This is a genomic window from Mesorhizobium sp. WSM4832, assembly GCF_055811115.1.
In genome coordinates, this window is record NZ_JBVVQH010000001.1 from 20,479 (window position 1) to 38,677 (window position 18,199).

General features: G+C 62.3%; 17 protein-coding genes. 11 read left to right on the forward strand and 6 right to left on the reverse strand.

The features are described from left to right. Positions 1–572 precede the first annotated feature (572 nt). The 3 genes from msrA to AC0L2L_RS00110 all read right to left on the reverse strand — a co-directional run bounded on the left by msrA (position 573) and on the right by AC0L2L_RS00110 (position 2,754). The gene (msrA, locus tag AC0L2L_RS00100; RefSeq protein ID WP_473575319.1) at positions 573–1,310 is read right to left on the reverse strand and encodes a peptide-methionine (S)-S-oxide reductase MsrA; all 738 of its coding nucleotides are present in this window, start codon (positions 1,308–1,310) and stop codon (positions 573–575) included. 361 nt (positions 1,311–1,671) lie between these two features. Continuing rightward, entirely contained in the window at positions 1,672–1,956 is a 285-nt protein-coding gene (locus tag AC0L2L_RS00105) for a hypothetical protein (RefSeq protein ID WP_473575321.1), read from the reverse strand. 105 nt (positions 1,957–2,061) lie between these two features. After that, positions 2,062–2,754 (reverse strand): DUF1223 domain-containing protein, encoded by a 693-nt coding sequence (locus AC0L2L_RS00110; protein WP_473575322.1) that lies wholly within the window; start codon positions 2,752–2,754, stop codon positions 2,062–2,064. A 385-nt stretch (positions 2,755–3,139) separates the two neighbouring features. On the opposite strand from AC0L2L_RS00110, the gene lepA reads away from it, so the two are divergent. Both lepA and AC0L2L_RS00120 read left to right on the forward strand, forming a co-directional pair. Next, on the forward strand, positions 3,140–4,945 hold the full coding sequence (gene lepA, locus AC0L2L_RS00115) for a translation elongation factor 4 (RefSeq protein ID WP_473575324.1): 1,806 nt from the start codon (positions 3,140–3,142) through the stop codon (positions 4,943–4,945). A gap of 115 nt (positions 4,946–5,060) precedes the next feature. Beyond that, a complete protein-coding gene (locus AC0L2L_RS00120; protein WP_473575326.1) occupies positions 5,061–6,245 on the forward strand; it encodes a hypothetical protein in 1,185 nt (394 codons plus the stop codon). Here AC0L2L_RS00120 and AC0L2L_RS00125 read toward each other — a convergent pair. The 3 genes from AC0L2L_RS00125 to AC0L2L_RS00135 all read right to left on the reverse strand — a co-directional run bounded on the left by AC0L2L_RS00125 (position 6,226) and on the right by AC0L2L_RS00135 (position 8,565). Continuing rightward, positions 6,226–6,579 carry a hypothetical protein gene (locus AC0L2L_RS00125; protein WP_473575327.1) on the reverse strand — a complete coding sequence of 118 codons (354 nt, stop codon included), beginning with the start codon at positions 6,577–6,579 and terminating at the stop codon, positions 6,226–6,228. The two genes, AC0L2L_RS00120 and AC0L2L_RS00125, sit on opposite strands and share 20 nt — an antisense overlap. 118 nt (positions 6,580–6,697) lie before the next feature. Continuing rightward, positions 6,698–7,792 carry a Z1 domain-containing protein gene (locus tag AC0L2L_RS00130; protein WP_473575329.1) on the reverse strand — a complete coding sequence of 365 codons (1,095 nt, stop codon included), beginning with the start codon at positions 7,790–7,792 and terminating at the stop codon, positions 6,698–6,700. A gap of 122 nt (positions 7,793–7,914) precedes the next feature. Next, positions 7,915–8,565, reverse strand: coding sequence for a DEAD/DEAH box helicase family protein (locus AC0L2L_RS00135; RefSeq protein ID WP_473575331.1), 651 nt, complete (start codon positions 8,563–8,565; stop codon positions 7,915–7,917). A 444-nt stretch (positions 8,566–9,009) separates the two neighbouring features. On the opposite strand from AC0L2L_RS00135, the gene AC0L2L_RS00140 reads away from it, so the two are divergent. The 9 genes from AC0L2L_RS00140 to AC0L2L_RS00180 all read left to right on the forward strand — a co-directional run bounded on the left by AC0L2L_RS00140 (position 9,010) and on the right by AC0L2L_RS00180 (position 18,154). Next, positions 9,010–9,516, forward strand: a complete 507-nt coding sequence (locus AC0L2L_RS00140) for a hypothetical protein (protein WP_473575333.1) — start codon at positions 9,010–9,012, stop codon at positions 9,514–9,516. Between the two features lie 13 nt (positions 9,517–9,529). Continuing rightward, entirely contained in the window at positions 9,530–10,039 is a 510-nt protein-coding gene (locus AC0L2L_RS00145; RefSeq protein WP_473575335.1) for a hypothetical protein, read from the forward strand. A gap of 205 nt (positions 10,040–10,244) precedes the next feature. Further along, positions 10,245–10,592 (forward strand): hypothetical protein, encoded by a 348-nt coding sequence (locus AC0L2L_RS00150; protein WP_473575337.1) that lies wholly within the window; start codon positions 10,245–10,247, stop codon positions 10,590–10,592. A gap of 333 nt (positions 10,593–10,925) precedes the next feature. Further along, entirely contained in the window at positions 10,926–11,297 is a 372-nt protein-coding gene (locus AC0L2L_RS00155) for a hypothetical protein (protein WP_473575338.1), read from the forward strand. Between the two features lie 135 nt (positions 11,298–11,432). Further along, positions 11,433–11,804 (forward strand): endonuclease domain-containing protein, encoded by a 372-nt coding sequence (locus AC0L2L_RS00160; protein ID WP_473575340.1) that lies wholly within the window; start codon positions 11,433–11,435, stop codon positions 11,802–11,804. 206 nt (positions 11,805–12,010) lie between these two features. Beyond that, on the forward strand, positions 12,011–12,637 hold the full coding sequence (locus AC0L2L_RS00165) for a CDGSH iron-sulfur domain-containing protein (protein WP_473575341.1): 627 nt from the start codon (positions 12,011–12,013) through the stop codon (positions 12,635–12,637). A 315-nt stretch (positions 12,638–12,952) separates the two neighbouring features. Next, positions 12,953–14,974 (forward strand): hydantoinase/oxoprolinase N-terminal domain-containing protein, encoded by a 2,022-nt coding sequence (locus AC0L2L_RS00170; protein ID WP_473575342.1) that lies wholly within the window; start codon positions 12,953–12,955, stop codon positions 14,972–14,974. Positions 14,975–15,271: 297 nt separating this feature from the next. Next, complete coding sequence (locus tag AC0L2L_RS00175; protein WP_473575344.1) at positions 15,272–17,440, forward strand: malate synthase G; 2,169 nt, start codon at positions 15,272–15,274, stop codon at positions 17,438–17,440. Positions 17,441–17,572: 132 nt separating this feature from the next. Then, positions 17,573–18,154, forward strand: a complete 582-nt coding sequence (locus AC0L2L_RS00180) for a DUF308 domain-containing protein (protein WP_473575345.1) — start codon at positions 17,573–17,575, stop codon at positions 18,152–18,154. The last annotated feature ends 45 nt before the right edge of the window (positions 18,155–18,199 follow it).

Here is an 18,199-nt window from a genome sequence, read left to right on the forward strand (position 1 = left end):
TCGCCAAGGCATGCCGCCTGCCAACGCAGACATACCGGCGGTCGAAATCCCTGTGCCAAGAAGCTGACCGGCGGCTGCGGGCGGCCAGGTTGCCGCTTCTCGGCGGGCAGGATTTTCACCGAGAATCAGCGCAAGCGCTGGAGATTGGCCGAAGCCTCCCCAACCTCGTCATTCCAGGGCGGAGCAAGGAGCGAAGCGACGCGCGCAGACCCTGAAATCCATGCCGTTACCTTGATCGAGGAGTGCAGCGGAGCAGAATTCTGCACCGTAGCGGCGCGTTGAAGTCACGGAATGGATCCTCGGGTCTGCGCGCGTCGCTTCGCTCCTTGCTCCGCCCGTGGATGACGAGGCCGGCCGTTTCGGCCAATCGCCAAGGGCATGCCACCTGCCAACGCTGGCCGGCGCCTCTCAGCCCTTGCTGGAGGCCAGCATCAGGTCCGTGAGCACCGGCCTACGCCGGCCGTAGCCTTAATTTAGCTGCCACGCCACTCATGAGTGCTTCGGCCGGCGAAGGCCGGAAGCGCAGAAACCACCATCAGATGGCCGCCGGAGTAGAATTTCCAAACGGTCTCTCAGCTCTTGCTGGAGGCCAGCACGAGCACCGGCTTCTCGCTGTAGAGCTGCGGGAACAGCGACTTCAGATTCTCGATCTTCGGCAGGTCGTTGTAGACGATATAGGGATAGGTCGGGTTCAGCGTCAGGAAGTCCTGATGGTAGTCCTCGGCCGGATAGAAGGTCTTGCCGGTTTCCAGCGTGGTGACGATCGGCTTGCCGAACACCTTGGCCTTGTCGAGCTGGGCGATATAGCTCGCGGCGACCTTCTTCTGCTGCTCGTTCTCGGCGAAGATCGTCGAGCGGTACTGCGTGCCGGAATCCGGCCCCTGGTAGTTGAGCTGCGTCGGATTGTGCGCGACCGAGAAATACACCTGCAGCAGCTGGCCGTAGGTGACCTTCGACGGATCGTAGGTGATCTCGACGGATTCGGCATGCCCGGTGCGGCCGCTGCCGACCACTTCATAGACGGCGTTTTCGGCGCTGCCGCCGGTGTAGCCGGACACCGCCTTGCTGACGCCCTTGACGTGCTGGAACACGCCCTGCACGCCCCAGAAGCAGCCGCCGGCGAAGATCGCCTTCTCGCTGCCGCTCGTGGCCTTTTCGTCCATCGCCGGCGGCGGGATCACCACCGCGTCCTCGGCCGAGCGGGCCGGGCTCTGCCACAGCACGGCCGCGGCGACCGCCGCAAGGCCAAGCGCCGCAAGCGCGCCGCGGAACGGTGATCGCCGCGCGGCCTTTTTATCGATGCCGTTCATGTCCTGATCTCCTGTTGTTGTTCCATTATATACGAACCAAGCCGCCACGCGGTTCTCACTTTGCCGTGCGGCGGCTCATGGCTGAAGCCTTCCCGACGTCGTCATTCCAGGGCGAAGCAGGAGCGAAGCTCCGTCGCGGAGACCCTGGAATCCATGCCGTGACCTTGATCGACGAGCGCAGCGGAGCAGAATTCTAAACCGCTGCAACGCTTGGAAGTCACGGCATGGATCCTATGGTCTGCGCCGCGTCGCTTCGCTCCTTGCTTCCGCCATAGGATGACGAAGTAACGGGCGTTTCGGCCAATCTCCAAGGCCTGCGACCTGCTGACTCAAACATATCCGAGCAGTCTGTGTTCAAGAACTAGTTGGCGGTGGTATCCGCCGGCTTCATCGCATCCGTGGCCGGTTTCATCGCGTCGGCAGGCTTCATCGCATCCGTCGCCGGCTTCATCGCCTCGGTGCTCATCGCATCGGGCTTCATGGCATCGGCGGGCTTCATCGCATCCGTCGCCGGTTTCATCGCCTCGGTCGCCATCGCGTCGGCGGGCTTCATGGCGTTGGTCGTCTCGTCGGCGCGGGCGCCGGCAATGAAGACGGACGCGGAAAGCGCGAGGGCGAGCGCCGGCAGCGTGAGGAACTTGGTCATGGTAGTCTCCTTTGTTGGTCTCTCTGGGGGTTTTGGCGCGCGCAGATGCGGGCCCTGGGTGTTGCGTTGCCGCGTCCTGCGGCCCCGCGCGAAGAGAAGGAAAAATCAGTTGGCGGCCGCGGCCAGGATCGGTCCGCCGCGTGGCGCCTGCACCAGCACCGCGGTGCTCAAGCCGCCGGTGGCCGCCGGCAGCGGCAGCGTCGTCGCCTCGCCGTTCCATTTGCCTAGCTTTGTGAGCGCATGCACGACATTGGCATGCGGCAGCGTGCGCCCGGTGTTTTCGCCGCGCGCCACCGGCACCTCGACGACGCCGCGTGTGTAGCGCACCAGCCAGATGTCGGCGCCGCCGCCCGGCGCCTTGCCGGCGCCGATGCTGACCTTGCCGCCGCTGAGCGAAAGGTCCGGACCCTTTGTGTGGCCGCTTTTGGCAATGAGGCTCTGGATCTCGCCAGGCGCCGCGCCCACGGCGTCGCTTCTGCCGTTCACCACCACCTGCGGCGTGAACGGCCCGTCATGGCCGAGCGGCGGCTCGTAGGTCACCTGGCGCTCAGTGAATTCCTTGCGGCCGAAAGTATCCTTCCAGCCGAGATAGTCCCAATAGGTGACGTTGAACGACAGCGCCAGCACGCCCGGCTGGTCCTTGACCTTGATCAGATTGGCGTTGGCCGGCGGGCAGGACGAGCAGCCCTGGCTGGTGAACAGCTCGACCACGGTGAGCGGCTGCGCGGCCGCCGCGCCCATCGTGGCTGCGAGCATCGCGCCGGCAAGCAGGCCGATCCTTGTCTTCGATCCAGTCATGGGAAACAGTCTCCGTTGGCGGGTATGCTCCCATTTCGCCGGCATGGAGGGCTTCGTTACAGCTTCACCGGTTTGTGATGTTAGGATACCCCTCAATGCGGAAAGCCGGCTCGAGGCACCCCCCTCTGTCCTGCCGGACATCTCCCCCGCAAGGGGGGAGATTGGCAGTTCAAGCGCTGGCGCTTCTTCTGCAACGTTGGCGATTGGCGAAAGCCGCGCGACATCTGATCTCCCCCCTTGCGGGGGAGATGGCCGGCAGGCCAGAGGGGGGTGTGAAGGATCGCGGCGTTCACGTCTCGGCGCCAACGCGCCGATCCCCGCAAGGGGAGAAGGGAAAAGACCCCGCCGCTTGCCCCTCAACCCTGCCCCTGCTAAAGCGCGCCGCATGACGACGCCCCTCGACCACATCCGCAATTTCTCCATCGTCGCCCATATCGACCATGGCAAATCCACGCTTGCCGACCGGCTGATCCAGTCCACCGGCGGGCTGGAGGCGCGTGACATGAAGGAGCAGGTGCTGGACTCGATGGATATCGAGCGCGAGCGCGGCATCACCATCAAGGCGCAGACGGTGCGGCTGAAATACCGCGCCAACAATGGCGAGGACTATATCCTCAACCTCATCGACACGCCCGGCCATGTCGACTTCGCCTATGAAGTCTCGCGCTCCTTGGCCGCCTGCGAGGGCTCGCTGCTGGTGGTCGACGCAAGCCAGGGCGTCGAGGCGCAGACTTTGGCCAATGTCTACCAGGCCATAGACAACAACCACGAGATCGTCGTGGTGTTGAACAAGGTCGACCTGCCGGCCGCCGAGCCCGAGCGCATCCGCGAGCAGGTCGAGGAGGTGATCGGCATCGACGCTTCCAACGCCGTGCTGATCTCGGCCAAGACCGGCCTCGGCATTCCCGACGTGCTGGAGGCGATTGTCAACGACCTGCCGCCGCCGCGCGAGGGCGACATCAAGGCGCCGCTGAAGGCGATGCTGGTCGATAGCTGGTACGACGCCTATCTCGGCGTCATCGTCCTGGTGCGCATCATCGACGGCGTGCTCAAGAAGGGCCAGACCATCCGCATGATGGGCACCGGCGCCAAATACCTCGTCGAGCGCACCGGCGTGTTCACGCCGGCCCGCATCAATGTCGACGAGCTCGGCCCCGGCGAGTTCGGCTTCTTCACCGGCTCGATCAAGGAAGTGGCCGACACCCGCGTCGGCGACACCATCACCGAGGACAAGCGCCAGACCGCCCACGCCCTGCCCGGCTTCAAGCCGGCCCAGCCGGTGGTGTTCTGCGGCCTGTTCCCGGTCGACGCCGCCGATTTCGAGGATTTGCGCGCCGCCGTTGGCAAGCTGCGCCTCAACGACGCCAGCTTCTCATACGAAATGGAAACCAGTGCCGCGCTCGGCTTCGGCTATCGCTGCGGCTTCCTTGGCCTGCTGCATCTGGAGATCATTCAGGAGCGGCTGGAGCGCGAGTTCAACCTCGACCTGATCGCCACCGCGCCCTCGGTCGTCTACCGGCTGCTCTTGAATGACGGCACGGTGAAGGAGCTGCACAACCCGGCCGACATGCCCGACGTGGTCAAGATATCGGCCATCGAGGAGCCGTGGATCCGCGCCACCATCCTGACGCCGGACGACTATCTCGGCGGCATCCTGAAGCTTTGCCAGGACAGGCGCGGCATCCAGGCCGATCTGTCCTATGTCGGCAAACGCGCCATGCTGACCTACGATCTGCCGCTCAACGAGGTCGTCTTCGATTTCTACGACCGGCTGAAGTCGATCTCCAAGGGCTACGCCTCCTTCGACTATCACCTGACCGACTACCGCGAGGGCGACCTGGTCAAGATGTCGATCCTGGTCAACGAGGAGCCTGTCGACGCGCTGTCCATGCTGGTGCACCGCACGGCGGCGGAAAAGCGCGGCCGGCAGATGTGCGAGAAGCTGAAGGAGCTGATCCCGCACCATCTCTTCAAGATCCCGATCCAGGCCGCGATCGGCGGCAAGGTCATCGCCCGCGAGACCATCTCGGCGCTGCGCAAGGACGTCACCGCCAAATGCTACGGCGGCGACGTAACCCGCAAGCGCAAGCTGCTCGACAAGCAGAAAGAGGGCAAGAAGCGGATGCGGCAGTTCGGCAAGGTGGATATCCCGCAGGAGGCGTTTATCCAGGCGCTGAAGATGGGCGATTGAGAAACGTTGAGAATTTTGCTTAGGTAACTCTCTTGTCAAAAAATTCTTGATCGTGACTTTTTCATTTTTCTGACGAATAGTATAATTACCGATTCCGCATCATTAGGCGCTCTGCATGCTGACAATACATCCGTTTCCGGCTCGTATGTCACCTGAGTTTGCCCTAGAAAAATTGGCCGAACTTGCCCCCAAGGGCGTTGTACTCGACCCGATGTCAGGTTCGGGAACGGTGCTCCGCCAGGCAACAAACCTCGGTCATCGTGCAATTGGATTTGATTTAGATCCACTGGCAGTTCTTATGAGCCGCGTATGGACGAGCCCCATCGATGACGAAATCGCTAAGCGCACGTCCTCTGAGTTGCTGGAGACCATAGATGGGCTTTCTGCAGAGCCCATCTCGATCCCGTGGGTCGATAGCGATAAGGAAACGTCGACCTTCGTAGACTTCTGGTTCGCTGAGCCCCAGCGGAGCTCCCTTCGTCGGATTTCCTACGCATTGAATCAGTATGCCGCGACCGCTCGCCCTGACCAACTGCCAGCACTAGATTTGGCGAGGCTTGCTCTCAGTCGAATTATCATAACCAAGGAACGTGGAGCGTCCTTGGCCAGAGATGTTTCTCACAGCCGTCCTCACAAGGTGGCGGATACCAATGACTTTGATGTCAGGCAGGCATTTGAGCGATCGATGGAGATTGTTAGGAAGCGCCTCGCTCAATCGCCTCCAACTTGTAGAGCCGAAGTCGCAATTGGCGACGCGCGGTCGATGGCGTCGGTCGCGGATGGCAGCATAGATGCTGTTCTTACATCGCCGCCGTATCTCAATGCGATAGACTATCTGCGAGGGCACAGATTGTCCCTGGTCTGGCTGGGCCACAGACTTGCCGATCTCCGGGCAATTAGATCGGGCAGTATCGGCACCGAACGACAGCTAGGAACCGACCTAACATCCAAGAGCCACCTGACGGTTAAGGGCAGTATGGGTGATTTGACCAATTTGCCCAAACGGTTTCTGAGTATGGTAGACCGCTATGTCGTAGACATCCTCGGTGTGGTCGAAGAAATTGCTCGTGTCCTTAAAGCCGGAGGACGGGCAATCTTTGTGGTCGGAGATTCGTGCCTGCGAGGAGTTTTCATTAGAAACTCAGAAGCAGTCGTCTCAGCCGCCCATCAAGTCGGGCTAAAATTGACCTCTCGGTCAGAGAGGCCGTTGCCAAATCAAAGCCGCTATCTCCCTATGACCAGTGAGCAGCTAGCTAAGCGAATGCGAACTGAGACGGTTCTTACGTTTGCAATGCCTTAGCTGGTCGCTCGGCATTACCTTGAAATCCGAGGGCATCCATCAGCGCATCGATTCCTTTTGGACATTTGCGCGGTCCTTGTTCTTTGCTGCCATTGACCTCGTACCATTTTCCTTTCTTGCGATCGACTCTCAGCCACGCCTGCTCGCTGTCTCCCACAGCGAGTAATTGAATAAAGTCCGGCAAATCGATGCAAAGCATGCCGTCTGTGTGGCAGACAAGGATTACAAAAACTTTCGGAAAAATTGTCCGAAGATCAACTAGTTCTTGAACATTGCGCTTTGTAAAGGTGAAGCTCCAAGGATGTAGCCTCTGAGTCGAATGCTTTATCTGCATTCCAACGCGCGACTCCAAAATGTAGGACGATAACCGACCCTCCTCGTGGAGTTCGTCAATCTGAATCGGAATGGTGCATTGATGCACAATCTCGGCTAAGACCGCCCCGTGATAGAACTTATACTCCGGTATCATGGGACGCATTATTCTTTATAAACTGAATAGAGCCGATAAACTTATAAATCAGCCGTGCGTTGCCTTTGCCATTGTACAGCACAAAGAGGTGGTGTACCGCGGTGGTAGATTTCCCAATTTGCGATTTGCCGATAAATCCGCGCTTGCGAAGGATCTGATCCTTGTCGATATCTGGGCCATCGGTATAGCCCGCAATGGGAATTGGGTCGTGAATCGCGACAGCAGTCTTCAGGCCTGAAGACGTTCCACGGATGTATCTGAGCAAATAATCCGGGAACGCCGTTGGGCCTAGCGCTGCCGCGAGTTGCTCCATTCGCTCGAACACCGAACCGCTTCCGTTGATCAACTGGGTGATCCGGTCAGAAAAGGGAAACAGACTGAACGCCATCTCGCCGCGGTCGAGATCGACCGTAGAGAGATCGATGCTTGCACTCGATACGGCCTGAATACGTGTATCACCTAGCCAGACCAGTGACCCTAAGCCTTCCTTGATTGCGGCCAGCGCCAATCGGTGAAAAACAAAACACCGATGCCAATCGAGGTACAGCCCTTGGGGGATCGTAAGTTCGAAAAAGCTCAAATACTGTCCCCGGCTTCCGAACATACGGGCGCGCTGGATATAAGTATCTTGCTGGATTTTGTGTTGAACGTCTCTGGTAAAATACATAGAGAGGAGGTTATCGAGTGTAACGCCTCGAGAAACGATATTCCCTCCAATTATTATAGTAAACAGGCTAGTCGGACTTGTGGCAGCGGAGGAGTTATCCTTCCAGTCGCGTTCGCTATTAAGGACAACAATGGAGTGCCGAGTTATGTTGTCTAAAACGTAGCTCGTGATGCTATCGCTGTCTGCGTCGGGGAAGCGCTCCCTGCTGAGGGTCCATATTTGCTTCGTATATTTCTCAAAATCTGCCGACGAGCGCTGAATCAGCGCTGTTAAGGCGCCATGGGCGTTGGCCCAGTCGGTCTTGTGATCAGCCTTCTTTCCGCTTGTGTGAATGAGGATAGAGTAGTTTCTTTCGAGAGGCGCATTAACATACAAGTTTAGATAGGCTACATTTACCAGAAACCCGAACAATGCTTTCCGAGCGTGGCGAGGGTCGCTTCCCGAATCGGGTAACAAAGTTTGATAATATTTAACCCCGCCATCAAGCGGAAAGAAAACGTCCTGTCCAGTATACTTACTGTGTGGGGGAAAATCTACCCAAAGATTACTATCGTTATCGAACTATTGTTTAAATCAAGTCTCGCAGGGGTAGCAGTAACACCCAGATAGTAACCATCTGATCCGATAAGATCGCTGATTAGCTGGTTTATTTTTGTTTTTTCGCCTTTATTAACTTTAGCGTTTGGTGAGGCGAAATCAGCTTCATCATCGATTACAACGATTCCCTTTACTTTTCCAATTTTTTCGAGAAGTTTGCGAAGGTCGGCTCCGTTTTTCTTGCAAAAGATTACATGACTTTGGCCCTTTAGCACCACTGCGGGGTCAATGATCTCGCTAAAGTTTCGAGCGGCTGGTGCAAGGCCCGACGCCTTAAAGCGCCCAAGATTTTGGCCCAGGAGATCGACACTGTCGTTCAAAAGATGGACTATGAAATTGAATCCTTCGTCGAGGAGTTTGGCGGTAAGGCAGATCATCATTTCTGTCTTCCCGCTTTGAGGCTCTCCGTAGATCACGAAGGAGCGTCCCTGCAACTTCTGAAGGTTGCGAAGCGCGTCCCTCACCGCCGACTCAACGGCAAGCACTTCCTTGCCAGCAGCTCGCAGGCGCTGCAGCTGCCTCTCGTATTGCCCCATCGTGCTTAGGCGATTGGAGAAACGACTAATATCAAACGATGCCCCCGCCACAATTATTTCTCCCGTTTGCCGGCAAGCTGCCATACGCCCCTAGGGCAGCTAGAGACTGGGGTAAGTATCCCATCACGTCTCAGGACAGTCGCCGCCCACCTCATTTCGTACTGCCATACGAAGAACAGGTCACCTGAGCCTTCTAGCTCAGCGCCGTGGCGCTCCCAGATAAATCGGCAAATAGGAACAATTTTACTACTGCCGCCGAGACTCGTCAGAGCTTCTACAACCCAATCAAGCAGATCTGATTTTCGCGCCATTGGAGGATTATCAAGTTGCCACGAATCAACGCAGCTAAGCCTAGTTTGCGAGATTCTTCAATTATCAGGCATTTGATCGTCGATTAATGCCCAAATAAAGTCGTTTCGGAACCGCCTCCGTAGTCCACCCTTTCCGTTCTACCTGCGTAGCGCTATCCTCCCCTCCAGCTTGGGGAGACATCACATGCGCTCCGACACCATCGCCGCTCTCGGCCTCGCCATCGGCGGCGCTTTTGGGCTTGCCGGCACGTTTGTCGCCAGCGACGCGCTGCGCGAGACGGTCTGGACCATGGATGGCGTGGGCATCGTCGTCGCCACGGCGCTGCTCACGATGAAATATCAGCGGCTCGGCAATGACCTCGTCGCGGCCGGCTTCCTCACCTTCCTGGCCGGCGAAAGCCTGCTTCTGGCCGGGAATGCGGCGGGGCTGCAGGCCAGCGTGCCTTCCTATGCCGGCGGCATTGCGCTGTGGGCGGCCGGGCTCACCATGGTCAGCGCGCAAGCCACCTTCGCGCTGTGGATGCGGCTCACGGCTTTGATCGCCGCTTTGCTGTTCACCGTCTCGGTCCTGATGATCCTGTGGGGCGCGCCGCTACTGCCCACCTCCGCGCCGCTGCCGGCGATCGGCTATCCGTTCCTGGTGCTGACCTTCATCGGCTGGATCTGGACGCTGCTGAAATCCGAACGCTGAGCGCCAACGCGCCATGCCCGCGCCGCTCGAAATCCGCAACAGCCCGTCGGGAAAGATCCTGCCCGCCGTCGGGCCGTTCCTGCTCGGCGGCATCTTCGGCTTCGGCGCGCTGCAGGGCGTGGCCACGGGCGCGGATGGTGGGCCTGTGCTGTGGATCGCGCTGCTCGCCGTCGCCTGCCTGGGGCTCGGCGTCTTTATCGCCCGAGGCGCCTTCGACACTTCGGCCAAGGTGACCCTGGACAGCCAAGGTTTCCGCGATGCGCGCGCCGGCGACGTGCTGGTGCCGTGGAGCAAGGTCAAAAGCGTGCGCCTCGCCGCCGGCGGCAAGGGCGCGGCGATGCTCAATTTCGAGCTCACCGAGGAGCCGCCCGACAAGATCAAATATTCCTCCGCCAACGTCTTCGGCCTGATGCCCTTCGGCAAGACCACCGTGCACATGGAAATCTCCTCGCTCGACGTGAGGGGCGATGACATGGTGGATGCAGTGCGGAAGTTCGCGCCGCATGTGGCGGTGAGGCGCTGATCTCCCCTTCCCCCCTTGTGGGGGAAGGTGGATCGGCGCGAAGCGCCGAGACGGATGAGGGGTGCTCCAGGGAATGCCAGCGTCTCACTCCGCTGGAACACCCCTCATCCGGCCGCTTCGCGGACACCTTCTCCCACAAGGGGAGGAGAAGGGGGAGGTCGCGCGGCTTCTCCTCCCGTGCTTTACTCCCCTCGGGGACCTCACCATGATTCGCGCTCTGCTCGCCTTCCTCCTCCTCACCACTCCGGCCTTCGCCGCCGACATGTCCGTCTTCGTGCGCAACCAGCGCTCGGACGGCGTCGCGGTGGAGCTGTTCAGCCGCGACAGCGAAAAGGTCTGGCCGGGCGACGACAAGGTGTACTTCATCCGCCCGAAGGCGAAGAAATCCGTGCCGATCTCCTGCGAGCCCGGCGAGCACATCTGCTGGGGCGCCTGGGTGAACGGCAACGACAAGGTCACCGCCGGCGTCGGCCCCGACAACGACCAGCCCTGCGACACCTGTTGCTTCATCTGCACCGAGCATTCGACCGAGACGGTGGATCTGGCGGAGTAGCGGGGCGCCGAAGCTGCTGATCTCCCCCCTTGTGGGGGAGATGCCCGGCAGGGCAGAGGGGGGCGCGAAGGATCGCCAACCTTCACGTTTGTCGAATGGGCGAAAACCAATCCAAGGTTGATCTGCAGGATTGAGAGGTCGGCGGGACAGCGCCCCCCTCTGGCCTGCCGGCCATCTCCCCCACAAGGGGGAGGTCAGCTGTCGCCGGCGCAGTCGCCAATCCACCCAAATTCAGTCAGCGGATTTCACAGCCGCCCCTTTAGCGGCTCCCCGCACTATGCGATGAATTCCGCGATCGGCCGTGGGGGCCGATTCTCTATCGGGGGTTTTTCCATGTCTGCCACTTTCGCGCGCCGCGCGGCCGCCGCGCTCTCCCTTGCCGTCATCTTCTCGTCCGCCGCCCATGCCGGCGACGTCACCTTCCAGATCAAGAACAACCACCCCAACGCCATGCGCGTCGAGCTCTACAGCCAGGACCGCGACTATGTCTGGCCGGGCGAGGGCAAGGATTTCTATCTCGACGACGGCGAGACCAGGCAGCTGCCGATCTCCTGCAACGAGGGCGAAAAGATCTGCTACGGCGCCTGGGTAGACGGCGACGAGGAAACCTATTGGGGCGTCGGCCCCAACAACAAGGAAACCTGCGACGACTGCTGCCACACCTGCAGCGGCGGCCAGACCGAGGAGATCGACCTGACGGAGTAGGGCGGCGCCTCTTCCCTTCCCCCCTTTGTGGGGGAAGGTGGCTCGGCGCTTTAGCGCCGAGACGGATGAGGGGTGTTCCAGCGGAGTGAGGCGCTGGATATTTGAGCGGTCACCAAGATTGGCAAATCTTCCGCCATGCCGCATCAACCCATACCCCCGGCCAAACAAAATTTCGCCCGCGCGATGCGTCGCGAGCCAACCGAGGCAGAAGAGCGCCTGTGGCACGAGTTGCGCGGCCGGCGTCTGGACAGGATCAAGTTCAGGCGGCAGGTGCCGATTGGACGGTTCATAGCCGACTTCGTTTGCGCCGAAGCACAGTTCATCATTGAAATCGACGGCAGTCAGCATGCGGAGTCGCGCCACGACCAGGAGCGTCACGCCGAATTGAAGGCCAGGGGATTTCGCGTGCTGCGTTTCTGGAACGACGATGTGCTGAAGGAACTGGACGCGGTGTGTGATACAATCATTGTGTATGTCCGCGATGAGAGTTTGCGGCCTTGGCGGTGATGTCGCCGGCGGCGTTGCCAAGCTGGAGCACCGCTCATCCGTCTCGGCGCTGCGCGCCGATCCACCGCCCGGGGGCGAGCCACGGGTCTCGCCCCGTCCTTCGGACCCCGCAAGGGGAGAAGGGGAGGCTGTTCCCCCGGCCAGCTTGACGCCCTTCCCGGCCTCGCCCTAGCCTTGCCTCCACCCACCAACAGGAGACCACCCAAATGGCAGGCACGGTCGAAGGCGAGAAGATCGACGTCGGTTTCAACGGCAAGCGCTGCATCCATTCGCGCAATTGCGTGCTCGGCAATCCGCATGTCTTCGTGCCCAATGCGCCGGGCGAGTGGATCCATCCGGAAGCGGCTGATGTCGAGCAGGTCGTGGCGCTGGCGCAGAACTGCCCGTCGGGCGCCATCACCTACAACCGCAAGGATGGCGGGCCGCAGGAGAAGCCGCCGGTCGTCAACACCGTGCGCGTGCGCGAAAACGGCCCGCTGGCGGTGCATGCCGAGATCGTGCTCGGTGACGAGACCTTTTTCCGCGCCACGCTCTGCCGTTGCGGCCTGTCGCAGAACAAGCCGTTCTGCGACAACAGCCACATCAAGGCAGGCTTCACCGCCACCGGCGAGCCGCCGCTGAAGGAAGCGCAGGTGCTGGACGCGCGCGACGGCCCGCTCAACGTGACGCCCACCGTCAACGGCCCGCTGAAGGTCGAAGGCAATGCCGAGATCGTCACCGGCACGGGGCATACCATCGCCCGCACCACCAAGGTGTTCCTCTGCCGCTGCGGGCATTCGGCGAACAAGCCGTTCTGCGATGGGTCGCATAAGAGGGTGGGGTTTGTGGGGTAATTTACGCAGGCCGGCGCGAGGCCCCCCTCTCTGCCCTGCCGGGCATCTCCCCCTCAAGGGGGAGATCAGATGTCGCCGCTGCTTTCGCCAATCGCCAACGTAGCAAGGAGAGCGCCGGCGCCCAAGCTGCCAATCTCCCCCCTTGAGGGGGAGATGGCCGGCAGGCCAGAGAGGGGGGCCTCGCACCAGCGACTCAGCAGATATCCCCCACCGCACCAACCTCCACCCTTGGCCCACCCCTCCAACCTTTATCCGCCAGCCCGTATCGGCTAAGGGGCAGGCACCGAACCTCTTGCCCCGGACCACCATCCCAAAATGACCGCCAAGCCCTCCCCCCTCTTCCTCGGCATCGACACCGGCGGCACCTACACCGACGCCGTGCTGTGGTCTGAGGAAGGTGGACCCAAGGGAAAAGTTCTGGCCAAGGCCAAGTCGCTGACCACGCGCCACGATCTCGCTGTCGGCATTTCCGGCGCTGTCGATGCGGTGCTGGAGAAATCCGGAACCGACCCGGCCGCGATAAAGCTGGTTTCGATGTCGACCACTTTGGCCACCAACGCGCTGGTCGAGGGCCAGGGCGGGCGCGTGGCGCTGGTCATGATCGGCTTTTCCGAGGCCGACCTTGCCCGCGACGGGCTGAAGACGGCGCTCGGCACCGATCCGGTGGTGTTCTGCCCCGGCGGCCATGACGTGCACGGCAATGCGGCCAAGCTCGACCTTTCCGGTCTCGAGGCAGCACTTCCCGAGCTTGCGCGTTCGGTGTCGGGCTTCGCCGTCTGCGCCTATTTCGCCACCCGCAACCCGGCGCATGAGCTTGCCGCCCGCGACCTGATCCGCGACAGGACCGGCCTGCCGGTCACCGCCAGCCACGAGCTTTCGGCCAAGCTCGGCGGTCCGCGCCGCGCGCTCACCACCTTGCTCAACGCCCGCCTGATCTCGATGATCGACCGTCTGGTCGCGGCGACCGAAGGTTTTCTTGGCCATCGCGGCATTGCCGCGCCCCTGATGGTGGTGCGCGGCGACGGCGCGCTGGTCTCGGCGGCCTTCGCCCGCCAGCGGCCGATCGAGACCATTTTGTCCGGCCCTGCCGCCAGCCTCGTCGGCGCCCGCCACATGACCGGGCTGGACGACGCCATGGTCTCGGATATCGGCGGCACCACCACCGACGTCGCGGTGCTCGATGGCGGCCGGCCGCGCCTCGATCCCGAAGGCGCCACCGTCGGCGGCTTCCGCACCATGGTCGAGGCGGTCGCCATGCGCACCTTCGGCTTGGGCGGTGACTCCGAAGTGACGCTGGAGGACGGCGCGCTCGACCCGAAGATCCTGCTCGGACCGCGCCGCCTGGTGCCGCTGGCGCTGGCCGGCATGGCGCATGGCGAGCCCGTCACTGTCGAACTGGAAAGACAACTCCGCGCGCCCAACCCCGGCCGCATGGACGGGCGTTTCGCCGTGCGAACCGGCGTGCCGGACCGTCTCGCCGCCGGCCTCACCGGCCCGGAAGCGAAGCTCTACGAGACGATCGGCGCCACTCCGCTGGCGCTCGACAGGCTGCTGTCTTCGAATGCCCAGAACGCCACGCTGAACCGGCTGGTCGCGCGTGGGCTGGTACACATATCGGGCTTCACGCCGTCCGACGCCGCCCATGTGCTGGGCAAGCAGGCCAATTGGGACGCTGTGGCCGCGCGCCTCGGCGCCGAGCTTTTCGCCCGCCGTCGCGACGGCCGCGGCCAGACCATCGCGGCGACGCCGCAGGAGATTTCCGAGCGCGTGCTGGTCACGCTCACCCGCTGGTCGGCCGAATACATCCTCGAAACCGCCTTCGCCGAGGACGGGCTGGACGGCGCCGCGACCGTCGCGCATGCGCTGGTGCAGCGCGCGGTCGATGCCCATCCCGGCATCGCCCGTTTCACCGTCGCCCTCGACCGCCCGGTCATCGGCCTCGGCGCCTCGGCGCCGCTGCACTATGCTGGCCTGCCGCCGCTGATCGGCAATGGCTGCATCGTGCCGGAGGACACCGACGTCGCCAACGCGCTCGGCGCCGTGGTCGGCCAGGTGCGCGTCTCGGCCGAAGCCCGCGTCAGCCAGCCCAAGGAAGGCCTGTTCCGCCTCGCCTCTGGCCAGACGGTGCGCGACTTCACCGAGGAGGAAAAGGCGATCGCCGCCGCCGAAGCCGACGTGCGGGCGATCGTCGCCGACCGCGCCAGGGACGCCGGCACCGACAACGCCGAGATCGACGTTTCCACCGATTTCAAGGTCTCGACCATCGAGGGCCAGCGCATGTTCATCGAGGCGCATGTCGTGGCGGTGGCGTCTGGAAGGCCACGGATTGCGGTGTAGCGCGCCCTTTTCTTCTCCCCGTTTACGGGGAGAAGGTGCCCGAAGGGCGGATGAGGGGCAGCGCTAGCCGACGCGGTTTCGCTGTAGCGCCAGTTCTCGCAACGCCGGGCCGCCCCTCATCTGGCTGCCCCCATCTTCTCCCCGTGCACGGGGAGAAGGACGCCCGCGCCGCCGGCTTCGCCAACTTGCCCAAATGCCCTACTTCACCCTAAGCCGAATTGACCCTCGCCCCCCAAACATGCCAAAGGCCCCCGAGCCAGCTAACAAGGCCAAAGCCACCCCTCTGGAGAAGCCCTGATGACCGACCGCATCGAGATCGCCGGGTTGCAGATTGCCCGGGAGCTCCATGACTTCGTGGCCGAAGAGGCAGCTGTCGGCACCGGCATCGACCCGGAGAAATTCTGGACCGGCTTTTCGGCGATCGTCCACGACCTCGCGCCGAAGAACCGGGCGCTGCTGGCAAAACGCGACGCCATGCAGGAAAAGCTCGACGGCTGGTATCGCCAGAACGGCGCGCCGATCGATATGGAGGGCTACAAGAGCTTCCTGAAGGAGATCGGCTATCTGGTGCCGGAAGGCCCGGCCTTCAGTGTCTCGACCGTCAATGTCGACCCCGAGATCGCCGTCGTCGCCGGGCCGCAGCTGGTCGTGCCGGTGATGAACGCGCGCTATGCGCTCAACGCCGCCAATGCGCGCTGGGGCTCGCTCTACGATGCGCTCTACGGCACCGACGCCATTCCCGAGACGGGCGGCGCCGAGAAGGGCAAGGGGTTCAATCCCGCGCGCGGCGCCAGGGTGATTGCCTGGGCCAAGGATTTCCTCGACCAGTCGGTGCCGCTGACCACGGGCAAATGGGCCGGCGTCAACGGGCTCTCGGTCGCCAATGGCGCCTTGAAGGCGGGCGAGGGCGCCGGCGCCACGACGCTCGCCGATCCAAAGCAGTTCGCCGGCTATCGCGGCGATGCCGCCAATCCGGAAGCGGTGCTCCTGGCCAGGAACGGCCTGCATATCGAGATCGTGATCGACCACGCCAACCAGATCGGCAGGACCGATCCGGCCGGCATCGCCGACGTCATCCTGGAATCGGCCCTGACCACCATCCAGGACTGCGAGGATTCGGTCGCCGCCGTGGATGCGCAGGACAAGGTCGTCATCTACCGCAACTGGCTCGGCCTGATGAAGGGCGATCTTGCGGAAGAGATCACCAAGGGCGGCAAGACCTTTGTCCGCACGCTCAATCCGGACCGCCGCTACACGGCGCCCAATGGCGGCCAGCTCCTGCTACCGGGACGTTCGCTGATGCTGGTTCGAAACGTCGGCCACCTGATGACCAATCCGGCGATAACCGATCGCGATGGCCATGAGGTGCCCGAAGGCATCATGGATGCCGCGCTCACCGCGCTGATCGCCCTGCACGATGTCGGCGAAAACGGCCGCCGCGCCAATTCCCGCGCCGGTTCGATGTATGTGGTGAAGCCCAAGATGCACGGGCCGGAGGAAGTCGCCTTCGCCGTCGAGATATTCGACCGCGTCGAGGCCCTGCTCGGCATGGCGAAGAACACCATCAAGATGGGCATCATGGACGAGGAGCGGCGCACCACCGTCAACCTCAAGGAAGCGATCCGCGCCGCGAAGGAGCGCGTCGTGTTCATCAACACCGGCTTCCTCGACCGCACCGGCGACGAGATCCACACCTCGATGGAAGCCGGCCCGATGATCCGCAAGGGCGACATGAAGCAAGCCGCCTGGATTTCCGCCTATGAAGCCTGGAATGTCGATACGGGCCTGGAATGCGGGCTCGCCGGCCACGCCCAGATCGGCAAGGGCATGTGGGCGATGCCCGATCTGATGGCGGCGATGCTGGTGGAGAAGATCGCGCATCCCAAGGCCGGCGCCAACACCGCCTGGGTGCCGTCGCCGACGGCGGCGACGCTGCACGCCACGCATTACCACAAGGTCGATGTGCACGCCGTGCAGGCGGCGCTGAAGAGCCGGCCGAAGGCCAAGCTCGACGACATCCTGTCGGTGCCGGTGGCGGTGCGGCCGAACTGGACGCCGGACGAGATCCAGCGCGAGATCGACAACAACGCGCAAGGCATTCTGGGTTACGTCGTGCGTTGGATCGACCAGGGCGTCGGCTGCTCGAAGGTGCCCGATATCAACGATGTCGGCCTGATGGAGGACCGCGCCACGCTGCGCATCTCCTCGCAGCACATCGCCAACTGGCTGCGCCACAAGGTGTGTTCCGAAATCCAGGTCCGGGATTCGCTGCAGCGCATGGCGGCCATCGTCGACCGCCAGAATGTCGGCGACCCGCTCTACCGGCCGATGGCGCCGGACTTCGACAACTCAGTAGCCTTCCAGGCCGCTTGCGACCTGGTGTTCAAAGGGACGGTGCAGCCCAATGGCTATACCGAGCCGGTGCTGCATGCACGGCGGCTGGAGCTAAAGGCGCGGGAGCAGTAGCGCAGCTTTCGCTACCCCTTGATGGCCGATCACATAAACGAGATGACGAGGTGATCGCGATCGGTCCTGCAAGGCATTGACGGTTGTCAATCTACCTACTAGTTGGTAGGCAATTGGATGAAAGGTATCGTCATGTCTGCACAAATGAATCGCGCCCGGTCCTCAAACGGCTGGCTCAAAACCTATTACTATCTGCGGTTTGCCGTATCGGCTGCCTGGGTCCTGGCGGCCGTCACCGTCGCGAAGGCCGTTCCGACGCTCGCAGCGGTCATGCTGGTTGCCTATCCCGCCTGGGACGCACTCGCGAACTATGTCGACGCGCAGCGCAGCGGCGGCCTCGGTCGCAACAGGTCGCAGTTGCTCAATTTCGCCGTCAGTATCTTCACCGCGATCGCGGTCGCCATCGCGCTTGGCCGCGGCATGAACGCGGTGCTCGCGGTCTATGGCGTCTGGGCGGTTATCTCCGGCGCGTTTCAGCTTCTCACCGCCCTGCGTCGCTGGAAAATCAACGGCGCCCAGTGGGCGATGATCCTAAGCGGCGCCCAGTCGGCGCTGGCCGGTCTCTTCTTCGTGAAGATGGCAGGCGGCACGGAGGCGATCGGCATCGCCAACGTGGCGCCCTACGCCGCTTTCGGCGCCTTCTACTTCCTGGTGTCCGCCGTGTGGCTTTCGGTCAGCGATATCCTTCGCAAGTCACCGCAGGCCGCGCGTTGAGATTTCCTCCGCTGGAGGTTAGAGCAATTCCAGGAAAAGTGTGCG